The organism is Acidovorax sp. GW821-FHT10E04 (genome assembly GCF_059415185.1).
Window position 1 is genome coordinate 537627 of the sequence record NZ_JBWKMT010000001.1, and the last position, 16288, is coordinate 553914.

Consider the following 16288-nt stretch of genomic DNA (forward strand, 5'->3'; position numbering starts at 1 on the left):
AAATGCCTGCAAATCAGGTTACAGTTCGCTGTTTCCCCTGCCTTGTTCCCGTCCCGCCCCTGTTTGCCCACCGACCATGGCCCCCCACACCTTCCTCTGGCACGACTACGAAACCTTTGGTGCCAACACGCGCCGCGACCGGCCCGCGCAGTTCGCGGCCATCCGCACCGATGCCGAGCTCAATGAAATCGGCGAGCCGCTGATGTTCTATTGCCAGCCGGCCAGCGACTACCTGCCGGATCCGCAGTCCTGCCTCATCACCGGCATCACGCCGCAGCTGTGCCTGGAAAAAGGCGTGCCCGAGCACCAGTTCGCCGCCCGCATCGAGGCTGAATTCGCGCAGCCCGGCACCATCGGTGTGGGCTACAACACCATCCGCTTCGACGACGAGATCACGCGCTTCATGTTCTGGCGCAACCTCATCGATCCGTACGCGCGCGAATGGCAGAACCAGTGCGGGCGGTGGGACCTGCTGGATGTGGTGCGCATGACGTACGCGCTGCGGCCCGACGGCATCCAGTGGCCCCGGAAGGAGGACGGCTCGCCGAGTTTCAAGCTCGAGCATCTCTCGAAGGCCAACGGTCTGGTGCACGAGGCGGCGCACGATGCGCTGTCGGACGTGCGCGCCACCATTGCGCTGGCGCGGCTCATCCGCGAGCGCAACGCCAAGCTCTTCGACTTCGCGCTCTCGCTGCACAAGAAGGACCGCGTGGCCACCGAGCTTCGCCTGCCCGCCACCGCCATCACGGCCCGGCCGTTCCTGCACGTCTCGGGCATGTTCCCGGCCGAGCGCGGGTGCCTGGCCGTGATGTGGCCGCTGGCCAGCCATCCCACCAACAAGAACGAACTCATCGCCTGGGATCTCTCCCAGGATCCGGCGGCCCTCGCCACCATGGGGGCCGACGAGATCCGCCTGCGCATGTTCAGCAAGGCCGACGCGCTACCCGACGGCGTGACGCGCCTGCCGGTCAAGACCATCCACCTCAACAAGTCGCCCATGGTGGTGGGCAACGTGAACACGCTCACGCCCGCGCTGGCCCAGCGCTGGGGCATCGACCTGGCCCAGGCCGCCCAGCATGCCGAGGTGGCCCGCGGCCTGCCCGACATGAGCGGCATCTGGCCCGCCGTGTTCGCCCGCCCGCCCGAGGCCACGCCCGATGTGGACCAGGACCTGTACGGCGGCTTCGTCGGCAACAACGACCGCCGGCTGCTCAACGACCTGCGCACTATGAGCGGCGAGAAGCTGGCCCGCTCCCGCGCCGCGTTCGACGACCCGCGCCTGGCCGAGCTGCTGTGGCGCTACCGGGCGCGCAACTTCCCCGCTACGCTGTCGCCTGAAGAAGCGCAGCAGTGGGAGGCGCACCGCGCAGCCTGCTTGTTCGACGGGCAGGGCGGGGCACGCACGGTGGAGCAGCTGTTCACCGAAATCGACACGCTGTCGGAGACCGCCGAAGACGACCGCACGCAGGACATCCTGGGGGCCCTGTACGATTACGCGGAGCACATCGCGCCGGAGCGGTGACTCCCCCTGAGGCGCTGCGCGCCTTCCCCCTGAGGGGGACGCACCCGGTGGCCTGGCGGAGCCAGTTCCACGGGTGCGCTGGTATGGGGGCGCGCCGGTTTTTGGGCGCCAGTGCCTTTCACATAGACATCGCTTCTTGTTATGACGACACCGCAGACCAACCATTTCACGACCGAGATCCTGCACGCCGACCGCCAGGGCGGCGCGGAGCATGGGGCCATCCACAAGGCGATCCACACCTCCGTGCAGTACGGCTACGACAAGGTCGAGGACCTGATCGCCGTGTTCCAGGGCACGAGCAAGGGCGGCTTCAACTACGCGCGCCAGGGCACGCCCACCACCGCCGCACTGGAAGCCAAGCTCACGCAGATGGAAAAAGGGCAGGGCACCATCGTGTTCGCCACCGGCATGGCGGGCATCTGCGCGATCTTTCTCACGCTGCTCAAGGCGGGCGATCACCTGGTGGCCAGCCAGTTCGTGTTTGGCAACACCAACAGCGTGTTCGGCACGCTGGCCGACCTGGGCATCGAGGTGACCCTGGTGGACGTGACGGACGCCGCCCACGTGGCCGCCGCGGTGCGGCCCAACACCCGCATGGTGTTTGTCGAGACCATCGCCAACCCCGGCACGCAGGTCCCCGACCTGGACGGCGTGGGCACGGTCTGCCGCGAGCGCGGCCTGCTGTACGTGGTGGACAACACCGTGGCGTCGCCCTACCTGTTTCGCGCGTCCACGGTGGGCGCGGGGCTGGTGCTCAACTCGCTCACCAAGAGCATCGGCGGGCAGGGTGCGGCGCTGGGCGGCGCGGTGACCGACACCGGCCTGTTCGACTGGAGCACGTACCCCAACATCTTCGCCCCCTACCGCAAGGGCGACGCCAAGGGCTGGGGCCTTCAGCAACTGCGCAAGAAGGGCCTGCGCGACATGGGGGCCACGCTGTCTTCCCACGCCGCGCACCAGATCGCGCTGGGCGCTGAAACCCTGTCGCTGCGCATGGACCGCACCAGCGCCACGGCCCTGGCCCTGGCGCAATGGCTGGAGCAGCACCCGGCGGTCTCGCGCGTGCTGTACCCCGGCCTGCCGTCGCACCCCCAGTACGCGTTTGCCCAGAAGCACCTCAAGGCCGGTTCGTGGCTGCTGTCGTTCGAGCTGCGCGACCCCGGGCAGTGCCTGCCCGTGTGCAACCGGCTGCAGCTGCCGATCAAGGCCACGGGCCTGGCGGACACGCGCACGCTCATCATCCCGGTGGCCCACACCATCTTTTGGGAGGCCGGCCCGGCCGTGCGCGCCGCCATGGACATCGCCGACAGCATGATCCGGCTGTCGGTCGGGCTGGAAGAGGTGGAAGACCTGCTCGCGGACTTCGAGCAGGCCCTGGCCGGCTGCTGAGGCGGCACCCCGCAACCTGTCAGCGCGCCATGGCCACCACCACCTCGGCCCCGCCCGCCAGCATTGGCAAGTACCGCATCGAGCGCGAGCTGGGCCGGGGCGCCAGCGGCATCGTGTTCCTGGGGCTGGACGGTTTTCGGGGCCGCAAGGTGGCCATCAAGCAGACCCACGCGCACCTGCTCAGGCAGCCCGAGCAGGCCGAGCGCTACCGCAAGCTGCTGCGCAACGAGGCCGCCTTGTCCGGCCGCCTGCGCCACCCCAACATCGTGCGCCTGCTCGATGCGGACGAAGAGGCGCTGCCGCCGTACCTGGTGCTCGAATACGTCGACGGACAGCCCCTGTCGGCGTTTGCGACGCCCGACGCGCTGCTGCCCGTGCCCCAGGTGCTGGACATCGCGTTCAAGTGCTGCAACGCGCTCGAATACGCCTACCGCGAGGGCCTGGTGCACCGCGACATCAAGCCCGCCAACCTGATGCTGGCCCAGGGCGGCGACGTCAAGCTCACCGACTTCGGCGCGGCGCTGTCGCTGCGCAGCGATGCCACGCAGCTGTCGGGCCTGGTGGGCTCGCCGTCGTACATGTCGCCCGAACAGGTGCGCGAGCAGGACCTCACCCACCACAGCGACATGTTCTCGCTGGCCGTGGTGGTGTACGAACTGCTCACCGGCCGCCGCCCCTTCGACGGCGACACGGATTTCGCGACCCTCTACAAGATCGGCAACGAAGCCCCCACGCCGCCCAGCCTGCTGCGCGCCTCGCTGCCCGGCCATGTGGACGACGTGCTGCTGCGCGCCCTGGCCAAGCAGCCCGCAGACCGCTTTGCCACCTGGCAGGATTTCGCCCAGGCCCTGCTCGCCGCCCACCAGGGCCTGCCGCGCCAGCGCTCGCAGGACACCGAGGCCGAACGCTTCGCGCGCCTGCGCGCACTGCCGTTCTTCGCCGACTTCCACGACGTGGCGCTGTGGGAGCTGATGCGCCTGGGCAGCTGGCGCCGGCTGGAGCGGGGCACCGTGCTCATGCGCGAGAACACGCCTGGCGACTCCTTCTGCATCCTCATCGAGGGGCAGGTGGCCGTGAGCCGCCAGGGCTGGACCCTCAGCACCCTGGGCCCGGGCGTCACCCTGGGCGAGATGACCTACCTGCGCCCGGAGAACAGGAAGCGCACCGCCACCGCCGTGGCAGAGACCGAGGTGCTGGTGCTCAAGGTGCGCAACCCGGCGCTGCGCGGAGCGTCGGAAGACCTGCAGTCGCACTTCGACAAGGCGTTCATCAAGCTGCTGGTGGGGCGGCTGATTGCCACCAGCGAGCAGCTGGCGGAGTGGGAACAGGGCCTGAGCGGGCCGGAGTGAGGCCGCCGCTCATCGCACCGCTGGTTCCCGCGCCGCGCGGCGCCGGCTCCACCCGGCGCCCGCTGCCGCCACGCCCAGCGACAGGGCCAGCAGCGCCGGGAGGGACAGCGTGGGGATGGCGGCGGGCCCGGCGGGTACCGCGCCGCTGTCGGTGATGCGCAGCAGCACGCTGTTCGTATCCGCCACCCAGCTGGCGCCAGCGTCGACGGTGTAAAACGTGTCACCGGCGTCCGCCGCCGTGCCCCAGCGGAAGGTGTCCCCGGCCACGGCGGCCTTGGCCACCACCCAGAGGTGCTGCCCGGCCGGCGCGGCGTAGCTGCCCGTGAACCGTACGGGTTCCAGTGACGACGAGATCGGACCGACGGGTGCGAACGCCGCGCACGATGGCCCGGGCGCCGTGCCGCCAGGGCCATCGTCGCAGACCTGCAGGTTCACCGTGCCGATCGCGCTGACGCCGCCGCCGTTGCTGAGCAGCAGCGTGACCTCGGCCACGGAGAAGCCGGCACCTCCGACGGGGATGCGCACGGCGGTGAACTGGGTGAAATTCAACCCGTTGAACCAACCCAGTCCCCCCATCCCCAGGTTGTCATGCAGCGTGGCGGCGCCAGCCGCCAGGGGGGCGGCAGCCAGCGCGGCAGCGGCGGCTGCCAGGGCCACGCGCCAGCGGCAGGCGCGCAAAAGGGACCGGGGTCGAAGCAGCAGGGGCGAAAAATGCATGGCAAACAGTGGTGGAACGATGGAGGGGGGCCGGGCGGTGTCTCTGACGGCACCACGGCGGCGACGGGTTGAGCGGAGGCGGAGTGCGGGCGGCGGATTGACTGGCTATCCCGCCGGCCTTTGACCCGGCATTTCCGGGATGGCGCCCCATCTCGACAATATGAATGAGAATCAGTATCATTTAAATGCCTGAGTACGCCACACCCGTCCACCGCAAAAGGCTTGTCCTTCTTCAAGGAGCATTGCCATGGACACCGGCGTACACACCAACTCCCACCAGAGCGCAGCCGTGCACCACGCGCCCGCCACGCTGGCGCGGTGGCAGCATGCAGTGCAGCGCGCACGGGCAGCGCAGCAGACGGGCCAATGGCGCATGGCGACCGCCTATCAGCACCAGGCCCTCGCGTTGTCGCTGCGGCTGCTGGAGCACACGCCGCCACCGGGGCGCGAGGACGACTGCGTGGCGGCGGTCGTGGTCTCGCACCTCAATGTGGCCGACCTGCAGGTGCAGGCGGGCGCCGTGGACGACGCCACCCAGATCCTGTGCCGCGCCCATGCCGTGCTGCTGGGCCTGATGGCCGATGCGCGCCACGGCGCGGGCCTGCAGCAGGCCGCGTGGCGCCACAGCCGCGAAACCCATGCCGCCTTGCTGCGCCATGTGCAGGCCCATGGCGCGCACCCGTCCGTCACGCAGGCCCTGGCCTCGGCCCATTTGGCCCACGGCCCGGGGCCGCACTGAAGGGCGTGCCGCTTCCTTGCCGTGCGGCGCCGTGGCCCGAAGGACGACGCGCTCCGGCCTTTTTATCCACTCCGTTTCCGATCCAAGGACACCATGCCCCATACCTTGCCCGCCTTGCCCTATGCCTATGACGCGCTCGAGCCCCACATCGATGCCCGCACGATGGAGATCCACCACACCCGGCACCACCAGACCTACATCAACAACCTGAACGCCGCGCTGGAAGGCACGCCGCACGCCCACCTGCCCATCGATGAGCTGGTGGCGCGGCTGGTGCTGCTGCCCGAGAACCTGCAGGGCCCGGTCCGCAACAACGGCGGCGGCCATGCCAACCACAGCCTCTTCTGGAGCGTGATGTCGCCCCGGGGCGGCGGCCAGCCCCAGGGAGAGCTGGCGCGGGCCATCGATACGGATCTGGGCGGGTTCGGCGCCTTCAAGGAGGCCTTCACCAAGGCCGCGCTCACGCGCTTTGGCAGCGGCTGGGCCTGGCTTTGCGTGACCAAGGCGGGCCAGCTGGTGGTGGAAAGCACGGGCAACCAGGACAGCCCGCTCATGGCGGGCCCGATGTCGGGCCACACGCCCGTGCTGGGGCTTGATGTGTGGGAACACGCCTATTACCTGCAATACCAGAACCGGCGCCCCGAATACATCGCCGCGTTCTACAACGTCATCGACTGGGCCGAGGTGGCCCGCCGCCATGCGCTTGCCCGGGCCTGACGGGCCATCGCGCCCGCTCCACCACCCGCATTCTGAAAACCGCCCCCCGACAACCCCAGGAGCCGCCATGCAGACCCCGTCCGCTTCCACCCATACGGTTCTCGAACCGCTGGCGCGTTCCGCCTCGGCGGCCCGCCGCGTCGCCACCCTGCGTGGGCGGCAGTGGCTCGGGCTGGGCATCGTGCTGCTTGGCATCGTGGCGGGCTCGGCGCAGGCATGGGCCTGGATCGCCGGCCAGCCGGTGGTGCTGGGTGCGCTCTGGGCCGGCCTGGCGGCAGCGCTGGCCACGGCGCTGGGCACCGCGCCGGTGCTGCTCTCGCAGCGCCTTTCCGAGCGCACGCAGGACACGCTGTTCGGCTTCGGCGCGGGCGTGATGCTCGCCGCCTGCTCGTTCTCGCTCATCATCCCCGGCATCCAGGCGGCACGCGCGGGCGGCGCCGGTGCCTGGGCGGCCGGGGGCACGGTGGGGGCGGCCATCCTGCTGGGCGCGCTGGTGCTGCTGATGATGGAGCGGCTGCTGCCGCACGAGCACTTCATCAAGGGCGTGGAGGGCGGGCAGGCCTCGCGCACGCTGCGGCGCACGTGGCTGTTCGTCTTCGCCATCGGGCTGCACAACCTGCCCGAGGGGCTGGCGATCGGGGTGGCCTACGCGGGCGGCGATGCCCTGCGCGCCAGCGCCCTGGCCACCGGCATCGCGATCCAGGACGTGCCCGAGGGCCTGGTGGTGGCCGTGGCGCTGCTCGCCGCGGGCTACCGGCGCTTGCTGGCCGTGGGGCTCGGGATGGCCTCCGGGCTGGTGGAGCCCGTGGGCGCCGTGCTGGGTGCGGCCGTGGTCAGCTACTCCGCAAGCCTGCTGCCCTGGGGGCTGGGTTTCGCGGCCGGGGCCATGCTGTTCGTGATCAGCCACGAAATCATCCCCGAGTCGCACCGCAAGGGCCACGAGGCCTGGGCCACCGGCGGCCTGATGCTGGGCTTCGTGATCATGATGCTGCTGGATACGGCGCTGGGGTGAATTTTGCTATCGAATTAATAGCTTTCGGCGCTTTCCTGTCAAGGGGGAGGTGCCGATTTGATCCGTAGTGCAGGGAATGCAGGACTGGCACCGCCCCCGCTGCCTCCGCCCGGCGCGGTCCGCACCCGTGCCACCGCGAAGCCGGCTTGCCGGGGGGAGGGGCAAGACATGCCGGGGGACCTTTTTCCCTACCCAAAGAACCGGTAGCACACCACGATGGCCGCCACCACGCCCGCCAGCTCGGCCAGCAGCGCGCAGCTGACGGTGTGGCGGGTGCGCTGGATGCCCACCGCGCCGAAGTACACCGCCAGCACGTAGAAGGTGGTCTCGGTGCTGCCCTGGATGGTGGCCGCTGCCAGCGCGGCAAAGCTGTCCACGCCCTGGGCCTGCATGGTCTCGATGAGCATGGCGCGCGCGGCGCTGCCGGAGAATGGCTTGACCAGCGCGGTGGGCAGCGCATCGACGAACCGGGTGTCCGCGCCCAGCACCTGCACGCACCAGCGGATGCCGTCGAGCACATAGCCCAGCGCCCCCGATGCCCGGAACACCCCCACGGCGCACAGCATGGCCACCAGGTACGGCAGCAGGCCCTTGGCCACATCGAAGCCTTCGCGCGCACCCTCGATGAAAGCCTCGTACACGGCGACCTTGCGCCAGGCGCCCAGGGCCACGAACAGCACCACCAGCATGAACAGCGTGAGGTTGCCGAGCAGGGAAGACAGCTGCGACAGCGCCGCCGCGCTCAGCGTGGTCAGGAGTGCCATGAAACCGCCGAGCACCAGCGCCACGGGCAGCAGGTAGGCCAGCACCACGGGGCTCCACAAGGGCAGGCGCTGCACCACCGCCACGCTGAGCAGGCCCACGAGGGTGGATGCGGACGTGGCCAGCAGGATGGGCAGGAAAACGAGTGTCGGGTCGGGCGCGCCCTGCTGCATGCGGTACATGAAGATCGTCACCGGCAGCAGCGTGAGCGAGGAGGCATTGAGCACCAGGAACAGGATCTGCGCATTCGTGGCGGTCTCTGGCTCGGGGTTCAGCTCCTGCAGGGCTTTCATGGCCTTCAGGCCCATGGGGGTGGCCGCGTTGTCCAGCCCCAGCGCGTTGGCCGCGAAGTTCAGCGTCATGAGACCCAGGGCCGGGTGGCCGCTGGGCACGCCGGGCATGAGGCGGCGGAACAGCGGCGCCAGCCAGCGCGCGAGGGCGTCCACGATGCCCGCCTTCTCGGCGATGCGCAGGAAGCCCAGCCAGAGCGTGAGCGTGCCGAACAGCAGCACCATCACCTCGACCGAGAGCCTGGCCATGGCGAACAGCGCCTCGACCATGGCGGCGAAGATCTGCGCGTTGCCCGCCACGAGCCACTGCGCCAGCGCCGCCACCGCGGCGGTCAGGAAAAAGCCCAGCCACAGGGTGTTGAGCATCAGGGGGTACCGGGAAGAGTGGGGGGATCAGCCTGCATGCCGCCAAGGTTACCCGGCTTGCCGCGCAACACCCGCCGATACCGTGGCTGGCAGGCAACGGATGGGTCAGTGGTACCCTATAGGGTTCGGTTTACCGCCGTGCGGGGGCTTTGGGAAGCGCTTTTCCCGCGCCTGCGGGGGCCGCACCACACATCCTCAGGCGCCTGGCGCGCCGCAACACCAACGAAAAGAGATCCAACATGGGCGCGCAGTGGAAAGCAAAAGGCAAGGCACAGGTGGCGGATGCCAAGGGCAAGCTGTTTGGCAAGCTGGTCAAGGAAATCACCGTGGCCGCGCGCGGCGGCGCCGATCCGGCCAGCAATGCGCGCCTGCGCCTGGTGGTCGAGCAGGCCCGCAAGGCCTCGATGCCCAAGGACACGCTGGAGCGCGCCATCAAGAAAGGCTCGGGCACGGGCGCCGACGCGGTCAACTACGAGCGCGTGATCTATGAAGGCTTCGCGCCCCACCAGGTGGCGGTGATGGTCGAATGCCTGACCGACAACGTGAACCGCACCGCGCCCGAGATGCGCGTGCTGTTCCGCAAGGGCCAGCTGGGCACTTCGGGATCGGTGGCCTGGGACTTCAACCATGTGGGCATGATCGAAGCCGAGCCCGCCACGCCCGATGCCGACCCCGAACTGGCTGCCATCGAGGCGGGCGCGCAGGATTTCGAGGCCGGCGACGAGGAAGGCACCACCACCTTCTGGACCGACCCCACCGACCTGGACCTGGTGAGCCGCGCGCTGCCCGCCCATGGCTTCAATGTGCTGTCGGTCAAGCTGGGCTACAAGCCCAAGAACCCCGTGAACCCGGCCAACCTCTCGCCCGAGCAGCTCGAAGAGGTCGAGAACTTCCTGGCGGCCATCGACTCCAACGACGACGTCCAGAACGTGTTCGTGAGCCTGGGCGGCTGATGCCGGTGCGCCGGCTTCGCGGCCGGGCCCGCTCCCTGCATCGCCCTCGCAATTGACTTGTCCATGACCGCAGACCACTACGCAGCCCTCGGGCTGGCGGCCAACGCGTCGCTCGCCGACATCAAGAAGGCCTTTCGCCAGAAGGCGTCGTTCTACCACCCGGACCGCAACGACGCGCCCGACGCCGCCCAGCGGTTCCAGGCCGTGCAGAAGGCCTACGAAGTGCTGTCGGACGACACCGCCCGCCAGGCCTACGACGACAACCGCCGCCGCAACCTGCTGGACGACCCGCTGCAGACCGCGCAGGAGATCTGGCAGGCCTACTCCTCGCGCATCCTTTCCTCTCCTTCTTCCGCTTCGTGAAACTATCTCCCTACTTCTACGATCTGCGCTCCGCCTACCAGGCCGAGCTGGATGACCTGGTCTCCGACTCCGAGGGCAAAGACGTCCTGCGCAAGCGCCTGGCGGAAAAGCGCAACGAGATCGCCTTTCTGGTGCAGATGATGGAGCTGGCCCCCGAGATGGTCGCAGTGGTCTTTCACCACGGCTTTCGCTTCACCAAGCCCGGCGCGGTGGAGCACCTGCTGGGCCTGGCGGTGGACGAACTGCCCGACTGGCACAGCCTGGCCCATGCCGTCACGCTCGAGCCCTGGGCCCAGAGCCTGGCGCAGACCGTGCTGCGCGAGCCGCAGGGCGCCCGGTTCATGGCGGTGGCGGCCGGGCTCGAGTACCTGCACCTGCATGCCCGCATGGCCCCCGCGGCGCACGCGGCCGAGGGCGACGGCGACCAGGGCGAAGACGCTGCGGATGCGGCGGAACACGATGACGATTTCAGCGCCCTGAGCGCCGACGACGCCGTGGACCCGCAGAACAGCCGCACCCGCGAGGAAGCCAGCTCCAACTGGCTGGCCGATGTGGGGTTCGACAGGAAGGACTGAGGCCCTCCCGAGGCGCTGCGCGCCATCCCCGCGAGGGGGCCGCCTGCTGCGGACCGGCCACGCCGGACCAAGGCAAGGCGGCGCTGGCGACGGCGGCGCACCAGTTTTTAGGGGTCTGCGCCCGGCGCAGCGACACACCAAGGAATACGCATGAGCAGCAACAACACCCACCTCGCCCTGATCACCAGGACCACCAGCCTGATCGCGGCCGGCGACATCGTGGGCGCCGAGTCGGCGCTGGCCGAGCTGGCCGATACCGACGGGGACGGCGCGCTGATGGTGGTGCTGGACCAGCTCGCGCCCAAGGACATCCTGGCCGTGATGCGCGAGTACGACGACTCCAAGGCCTCGGTGGTCAACCTGCTGGTCACGCCCGAGCAGTTCGCGCGCGCGATGGTGCTGGAAAAGCAGTACAAGGACCTCACGCACACGCACCTGCGCAACATGGTCAATGCCGTCATCTTCCGCGACGACGCCGATCCCGTCGAGTTCCTCACGGCCATCGGCGACCTGGAAGGCGGCGCCGAGGCACTGGCCAACTACTTCGCCGAAAAGTGGAGCCGCATCGAGGCCTTTGCCCGCACCGGCACGTTCGACGCGGTGGAAGACTACGGCCCCACGCTGACCGACGACGAACTCCTCGCCTCGGGCTATGTGCAGCCGCGCATCGACCAGGACGAGGTGGCGGACCGCGACTGGATGCAGATGGCCTGGCTGCTGCGCTACGAGTGCCGCGACCTGTTCATCGAAACCTTGCTGGTGCTGCGCGCCAAGGCCCGCGCCTTTGACCTGGGCCTGGAAGAGGGCGACGAATCGCCCGCCGAGGAAGACGACGGCAAGTTCGAAACCAGCGAAACCGACCGTGGCAAGGCCACGCCCGCCGCCCGCACGTCCGACGAAGAATCCGCGATTTAGATGACAACCCCCTGTGGCGCTTCGCGCCTTCCCCCTTCTCTCGAATGGCTGCGCCATTCGGGAAGGGGGACACCGCCAGCGCGGCGGGGCGGCCCTTGCGCGGCGGTTCTGGCCTGGAGCGTGCCAGTTTCATGGCCCATGAGCACTGCGAAGCGCGATAGATACTGATATGACTGTGCCCAACACGCCTTCTTCAACGACTGACGAGATTGCAGCCGCCAACGCGCTGCAGCTCCACGACGCCCGCCCGTTCTTTGAAAAGGCGCTGGCGCATGGTGTCCAGCACGGCGTGATTGGCGCCGACAAGCTCGCGGCCATCAACACCGATGCGCCCAAGGGCATGGTGCAGATCGCGCGCTACTTTGGCAGCGAGTTTCTGCGCCCCGAGCTGGAGAAGGCGCGCGACCGCATGGTCAACCTCATCAGTCTGTACCTGCTGGACACCACCGGGGGCGACCTGCACGAGGCCGCCGTCTCGCTGCGCGACCATTCGTTCCTGTCGCGCTCCAAGGGGGGCTCGGACATGCTCAAGCGCCTGATCGCCATGCCCGAGAGCAGCAATTTCGGCATGGCCGGCTATGCCGATGCCGAAACCCCGCTGCTGGCCGTGTGGTCGCTGCGCAGCCACGCCGACTACCGGGCCGAGCTGGCGCGCCGCACGCAGATTGCGCAGGCCATCCAGGCCGCCCAGTGGCTGGCCGGGCAGTTCGACCTGGACCCCGACGAGCTGGAAGCCGCGGGCGCCGACGCGGAAGCCGTCATCCGCGCTGGCTTGCTCATGGTGGCCCTGGCGCCCAAGGCCATGGACCTCGGCGAGTGGCCCAACACCGTGTCGTTCGAAAAAGTGCTGATGGCACAGCGCAAGAAGAAGCTCGCGCCGCCCGTGCAGCTGCGCCTGCCTGCCGGCTTGCCTGCCGAACTGCGCGAGGTGGTGCAGGCGCATTGCGCCAGCGTGCTGGCCGACCTGCCCAAGCTGCTCGACGCGGCCACACCGGTGCGCACGCTGCTGCGCCCCACCGGCGCTTTCCGCGCGCGCTACTTTCTGCTGGACGACCCCTTGGCCGAGGTGGACAACTTCCACCGCAGCCTGGATGCGCTGGAGGAGGGTGAGGAACCCCCGCTTCCCGCGAGCAAGACCTGGACGAGAACGGTGCAGGGCAACGATGACGAACATTCGCTGCTCACGCTGTTCCTGTGCCTGGCGGCCGGGGCCCCCAAGAAGACGCTGCTGACCGAGAAGACCGCCGCGAGCCTCGTCCGAAAGATCCGCAAATCGGGCCTGCAGCCCGCGCTGGCGGCCGACTTCATCCGCGCCCATGCGCCCGGCGTGCACCAGCAGGACTACATCGCCCTGTGGACCGGCTTCGTGCAGGACGCGGAAAAAACCCTGCTCAGCGACATGGACTACCAGATGCACGACGCCCTGGCACTGCTGCGCCGGGAGTGCAACGTGGTGGGCGACTGAGCACCAAGGAAGAGGTGGCCGGCCGCGGCCTGGGCATGGGCGCTGGCACCGGCGGCCCGCGCCCGTGGCGCCGCCGCGTGGCCCCGCGCGATAGTTCCTGCATTTCGCAACGGCTCGGTTAACATTCAGCGCGTTTCTTGTCCTGCCGCAATCCCTTCATGCCAGCCCCGCGGGGCTCCCTTACGCCGCTGCCCCGTTCCGTCTCCGTGCACAGCCCCACACTCGTCATTCTCGCGGCCATCCTGTCGGCGCTGGTTACCGCAGTGCTGTATGCCGTGTGGCATTTCAACAAGAACATCCCGGGCCTGCGGCTGTGGACGCTGTCATTCCTGGGCGCGTCGGTGTTCTGCGCCACGCTGCTGGCGCGCGAGCGGATGCCCGAAGTGCCGGCCGTGGTGCTGGCGCAGGGGGCCAATGCGCTGGCGGCCTACCTGTGCTGGCTGGGCAGCCGCGCCTACATGGGGCGCCCGCCCATCGCCCACCGGTATGCCGCGGCCGCCATCGTGTCGCTGGTGGCGCTGTCGGTGTATTTCACGGTGGCGCAGCCCCATCCCGGCGCGCGGTTCGCCCTGGCGGGCTGGTTCGCGGGCGTGTGCTTCCTGCTCACGGCGCGCACGCTGGCGCAGGGTGGCTTTCGCCGTGTGCCGGCGCGTTACCTGCTCGCGGGCGTCATGGCCTTCCATGGGGTGTGCGTGCTGGTGCGCCCCGTGATCTTCCGGCTGGCCGCCCCTTCGGATGCCGGCCTGCTGACGCAGCTGTCGCAGTTCGTGGTGCTGGAGGCCACGGTGGCCCTCGTGATGATCGCGTTTGGCGTGCTGATGCTGACCAATGAATTCGTGACGAGCGAGCTGCGCCACCTCGCCGAGATCGACCCGCTCACCAGCGTGTTCAACCGCCGCGCCTTCATCACGCTGCTGGACAAGGGCCTGAGCAATGCCCAGCGCACCCGGGCCGCGCTGCCCGTGCTGGTGATGGACCTCGACCACTTCAAGAAGATCAACGACACCGGCGGCCACCAGTGCGGGGACGACGCGCTGCGCCACTTCGTGGACCTGGCCCACCGCTGCCTGCGCCGGGAGGATGTGATGGGCCGCCTGGGTGGGGAGGAGTTCGCCATCTTCCTGCCCAACGCTGACGGCCCTGGTGCCGCCGGCGTGGCCGAACGCCTGCGGGCGCTGGTCGAGTCCGAGCCCATGGATGCCGAACGGCGGCGCGTGGCCCTGACCGTGAGCATCGGCATCACGCTGTCCACTAGCGGGGATTCGGCCGAGGCGGTGCTGCAGCGGGCGGACGAGGCGATGTACCTTGCCAAGGCGCGCGGGCGCAACCGGGTGGAGGTCGTGGCGCTGCCGGACGATCCCGTGCCGTTGAAGTGGCCGCGCCCCGCGGAGCGGCCAGGCACTGCGCGCAGCGCGGCGGTGCTGTAGCCAGCTTCCACCAGGCGCGCGTGCGGTCGCGCCGCCGGGCCCTGCCGCTTGCCTGATGGGCCTGAAACGCTGCCTGTGTCGGCTGCCCGACCTTCGGGCGTGCCGCCGCGCAGCGCGCCGCCGCACAATGGTGGCCTTGCCTCGTCCCGTCCATTCCCAGACCACCACCATCCCCCATGGCATTGAATCCCCACGGCAGCAACCCGCTCGGCGGCGCGGGCCCCGGCACCGCGCCCGGTGCATCGCCGTCGGCGCCCGCAGCGCAGCGCAGGGCGTTCCTGGCATCCGGCACGGGGCTGGCCGCCTTGGGTGTGGCGGCGGCCGCCGGGGCAGGCTACCTGCTGTACCGGCCGGGCAACGACCGGCAACTCGTCTTTGGCACCCTGGCGCGCGCCATGCAAGAGGTCGAGCGCCTTGCGGGCGCGGCGGTCCAGCCGCTGGCGCCCGCCACGGCCTGGAACTGGCCGCAGACGCTGGAGCACTGCGCACAGAGCATCGAGTTCTCGCTGCGGGGCTTCCCGGCGCCCAGGTCGGCGCTGTTCCAGAACACCCTGGGTGCGGCTGCTTTCAACGTGTTTGCCCTGCGCGGCCGCATGAGCCACGACCTGGCGGAACCCATCCCGGGCGCGCCCGCGCTGGATGCGTCCACGCCCGGGGCGTCGGCGGCCCTGGCCCGGCTGCGCCAAGCCGTGCAGGACTTCTCCGTGCACGCGGGGCCGCTGCACCCGCACTTCGCCTACGGGGCGCTGGACAAGGCGCAGTACGAGCAGGCGCACGCCATGCACCTGGCCAATCATCTGTCGGCGTTTGACGCAGGGGGCTGAGCGCGGGCTGCGCGGCCCTGTGCAGTTCCATGCCATGCGGATGCCGGCTGGATGCTATTGAAGTTATAGCTTTTTGCGCTTGTCCAGCAAGCGCCAGAGGCATATTTCAACCGAATGTGCCCATTCTCTCTCAGCCCAGATCGTCAAAATCCCATTGGGCGCAGAGGGCGTCAAAGCGCAGGGCGTCCAGCACGCTCAGGAACACACCGGGTTCCGCAAGCTCCCCCTCGGAGTGCAGGTACCACACCAGCGCCTGCGGGCCCACGGTGAAGATGCGCAGCCCCGCCATGTCCACGACGGGCCGCGCCCGCAGGGCGTCCAGCAGCGACGCCAACTCGCCGGGCGTTGAGGACGCCCCGCCCGTGCGCATGCCGCAGAACGGATAGCCGCCCTGTGCCATCTGGTAGTAGGCGACGGTGTGCAAAAACGCCTCCAGGCCCACGGCTTCCTCGAACCAGTCCGGGGAATCCAGGTCGGTGGTTTGCCACACCCGCTGCCGGGAATCGGTGGCCCACCAGCACACGCCCTGGTTCTCTTCCAGAAACAGCAGCTTGTCGCCCAGGCACTCCCAGTCTTGCGGCGGCGCAAACCGCTGAAAACCGGCCATCAAATCGGCACGCCTGCCCACGGCGGCGTAATAAGCGTGCAGGGCAGGGGGCACTGGGCCACCCAGGCGATGGCTTGCGGCGGCCAGTTCATCTTCCGGCAGCCCGTCTTCGGGGCTGACAGGGCGGCCCAGCAGCCAGGCCAGGGTGTCTGAAAGGGGCGGGGTGGTGAGGGCAGTCATGGGTGTCGGTTCAAGGGGCCGCCACGCGCGGCAGGTGCAGGCCGGATGTTCGGGTGGCGATTGATGCAGGTCAAGGGAGGGCGTGCTGCGGCTTGGGGTAACGCGGGGTGCAAAGC

16 protein-coding genes are annotated in these 16288 nt (G+C 69.3%); 13 read left to right on the forward strand and 3 right to left on the reverse strand.

Features of this window, described 5'->3' with window-relative positions; all coding sequences use genetic code 11:
- The first annotated feature begins 76 nt into the window (after positions 1–76).
- From sbcB to AC07OC_RS02470, 3 genes are all read left to right on the forward strand, one after another.
- Complete coding sequence (gene sbcB / locus AC07OC_RS02460; protein ID WP_218294831.1) at positions 77–1522, forward strand: exodeoxyribonuclease I; 1446 nt, start codon at positions 77–79, stop codon at positions 1520–1522.
- Positions 1523–1663: 141 nt separating this feature from the next.
- Positions 1664–2911 carry a cystathionine gamma-synthase family protein gene (locus AC07OC_RS02465; RefSeq protein WP_218294832.1) on the forward strand — a complete coding sequence of 416 codons (1248 nt, stop codon included), beginning with the start codon at positions 1664–1666 and terminating at the stop codon, positions 2909–2911.
- A gap of 29 nt (positions 2912–2940) precedes the next feature.
- Entirely contained in the window at positions 2941–4260 is a 1320-nt protein-coding gene (locus AC07OC_RS02470) for a protein kinase domain-containing protein (protein WP_218341140.1), read from the forward strand.
- A gap of 9 nt (positions 4261–4269) precedes the next feature.
- Here the strand turns inward: AC07OC_RS02470 and AC07OC_RS02475 are convergent, their stop codons facing one another.
- Positions 4270–4977 carry a hypothetical protein gene (locus AC07OC_RS02475; RefSeq protein ID WP_218341141.1) on the reverse strand — a complete coding sequence of 236 codons (708 nt, stop codon included), beginning with the start codon at positions 4975–4977 and terminating at the stop codon, positions 4270–4272.
- 247 nt (positions 4978–5224) lie between these two features.
- Between AC07OC_RS02475 and AC07OC_RS02480 the strand changes: the two genes are divergently transcribed.
- The 3 genes from AC07OC_RS02480 (at position 5225) to AC07OC_RS02490 (ending at position 7445) form a co-directional block, all read left to right on the forward strand.
- Complete coding sequence (locus AC07OC_RS02480) at positions 5225–5716, forward strand: DUF2753 family protein (protein ID WP_218341142.1); 492 nt, start codon at positions 5225–5227, stop codon at positions 5714–5716.
- Positions 5717–5809: 93 nt separating this feature from the next.
- Positions 5810–6433 carry a superoxide dismutase gene (locus tag AC07OC_RS02485; protein WP_218341143.1) on the forward strand — a complete coding sequence of 208 codons (624 nt, stop codon included), beginning with the start codon at positions 5810–5812 and terminating at the stop codon, positions 6431–6433.
- Between the two features lie 67 nt (positions 6434–6500).
- Positions 6501–7445, forward strand: a complete 945-nt coding sequence (locus AC07OC_RS02490) for a ZIP family metal transporter (RefSeq protein WP_218341144.1) — start codon at positions 6501–6503, stop codon at positions 7443–7445.
- A 188-nt stretch (positions 7446–7633) separates the two neighbouring features.
- On the opposite strand, the gene AC07OC_RS02495 is transcribed toward AC07OC_RS02490, so the two are convergent.
- On the reverse strand, positions 7634–8863 hold the full coding sequence (locus AC07OC_RS02495) for a nucleoside recognition domain-containing protein (protein ID WP_218341145.1): 1230 nt from the start codon (positions 8861–8863) through the stop codon (positions 7634–7636).
- 239 nt (positions 8864–9102) lie between these two features.
- Between AC07OC_RS02495 and AC07OC_RS02500 the strand changes: the two genes are divergently transcribed.
- The 7 genes from AC07OC_RS02500 (at position 9103) to AC07OC_RS02530 (ending at position 15385) form a co-directional block, all read left to right on the forward strand.
- Positions 9103–9816: a YebC/PmpR family DNA-binding transcriptional regulator gene (locus AC07OC_RS02500; RefSeq protein WP_218294839.1), complete on the forward strand. Its 714-nt coding sequence runs from the start codon at positions 9103–9105 to the stop codon at positions 9814–9816.
- A gap of 63 nt (positions 9817–9879) precedes the next feature.
- A complete protein-coding gene (locus AC07OC_RS02505) occupies positions 9880–10179 on the forward strand; it encodes a DnaJ domain-containing protein (RefSeq protein WP_218294840.1) in 300 nt (99 codons plus the stop codon).
- Positions 10176–10754 (forward strand): hypothetical protein, encoded by a 579-nt coding sequence (locus tag AC07OC_RS02510; RefSeq protein ID WP_218341146.1) that lies wholly within the window; start codon positions 10176–10178, stop codon positions 10752–10754. The genes AC07OC_RS02505 and AC07OC_RS02510 overlap by 4 nt, the downstream gene beginning before the upstream one ends.
- Before the next feature lie 150 nt (positions 10755–10904).
- Positions 10905–11669, forward strand: coding sequence for a hypothetical protein (locus AC07OC_RS02515; protein WP_218294842.1), 765 nt, complete (start codon positions 10905–10907; stop codon positions 11667–11669).
- 169 nt (positions 11670–11838) lie between these two features.
- A complete protein-coding gene (locus AC07OC_RS02520) occupies positions 11839–13134 on the forward strand; it encodes a hypothetical protein (RefSeq protein ID WP_218341147.1) in 1296 nt (431 codons plus the stop codon).
- Between the two features lie 158 nt (positions 13135–13292).
- Positions 13293–14561 carry a GGDEF domain-containing protein gene (locus AC07OC_RS02525; protein WP_218294844.1) on the forward strand — a complete coding sequence of 423 codons (1269 nt, stop codon included), beginning with the start codon at positions 13293–13295 and terminating at the stop codon, positions 14559–14561.
- 176 nt (positions 14562–14737) lie between these two features.
- On the forward strand, positions 14738–15385 hold the full coding sequence (locus tag AC07OC_RS02530) for a DUF1569 domain-containing protein (RefSeq protein ID WP_218341148.1): 648 nt from the start codon (positions 14738–14740) through the stop codon (positions 15383–15385).
- Positions 15386–15515: 130 nt separating this feature from the next.
- On the opposite strand, the gene AC07OC_RS02535 is transcribed toward AC07OC_RS02530, so the two are convergent.
- On the reverse strand, positions 15516–16172 hold the full coding sequence (locus AC07OC_RS02535) for a hypothetical protein (RefSeq protein WP_218341149.1): 657 nt from the start codon (positions 16170–16172) through the stop codon (positions 15516–15518).
- Positions 16173–16288 lie beyond the last annotated feature (116 nt).

Bases quoted from the DNA above. Each gene is read 5' to 3' on its own strand.
- sbcB (WP_218294831.1), top strand. From the start codon at position 77: ATGGCCCCCCACACCTTCCTCTGGCACGACTACGAAACCTTTGGTGCC.
- AC07OC_RS02525 (WP_218294844.1), top strand. From the start codon at position 13,293: ATGCCAGCCCCGCGGGGCTCCCTTACGCCGCTGCCCCGTTCCGTCTCC.
- AC07OC_RS02485 (WP_218341143.1), top strand. From the start codon at position 5,810: ATGCCCCATACCTTGCCCGCCTTGCCCTATGCCTATGACGCGCTCGAG.
- AC07OC_RS02515 (WP_218294842.1), top strand. From the start codon at position 10,905: ATGAGCAGCAACAACACCCACCTCGCCCTGATCACCAGGACCACCAGC.
- AC07OC_RS02505 (WP_218294840.1), top strand. From the start codon at position 9,880: ATGACCGCAGACCACTACGCAGCCCTCGGGCTGGCGGCCAACGCGTCG.
- AC07OC_RS02470 (WP_218341140.1), top strand. From the start codon at position 2,941: ATGGCCACCACCACCTCGGCCCCGCCCGCCAGCATTGGCAAGTACCGC.
- AC07OC_RS02490 (WP_218341144.1), top strand. From the start codon at position 6,501: ATGCAGACCCCGTCCGCTTCCACCCATACGGTTCTCGAACCGCTGGCG.
- AC07OC_RS02520 (WP_218341147.1), top strand. From the start codon at position 11,839: ATGACTGTGCCCAACACGCCTTCTTCAACGACTGACGAGATTGCAGCC.
- AC07OC_RS02465 (WP_218294832.1), top strand. From the start codon at position 1,664: ATGACGACACCGCAGACCAACCATTTCACGACCGAGATCCTGCACGCC.
- AC07OC_RS02500 (WP_218294839.1), top strand. From the start codon at position 9,103: ATGGGCGCGCAGTGGAAAGCAAAAGGCAAGGCACAGGTGGCGGATGCC.
- AC07OC_RS02535 (WP_218341149.1), bottom strand. From the start codon at position 16,172: ATGACTGCCCTCACCACCCCGCCCCTTTCAGACACCCTGGCCTGGCTG.
- AC07OC_RS02475 (WP_218341141.1), bottom strand. From the start codon at position 4,977: ATGCATTTTTCGCCCCTGCTGCTTCGACCCCGGTCCCTTTTGCGCGCC.
- AC07OC_RS02495 (WP_218341145.1), bottom strand. From the start codon at position 8,863: ATGCTCAACACCCTGTGGCTGGGCTTTTTCCTGACCGCCGCGGTGGCG.
- AC07OC_RS02480 (WP_218341142.1), top strand. From the start codon at position 5,225: ATGGACACCGGCGTACACACCAACTCCCACCAGAGCGCAGCCGTGCAC.
- AC07OC_RS02530 (WP_218341148.1), top strand. From the start codon at position 14,738: ATGGCATTGAATCCCCACGGCAGCAACCCGCTCGGCGGCGCGGGCCCC.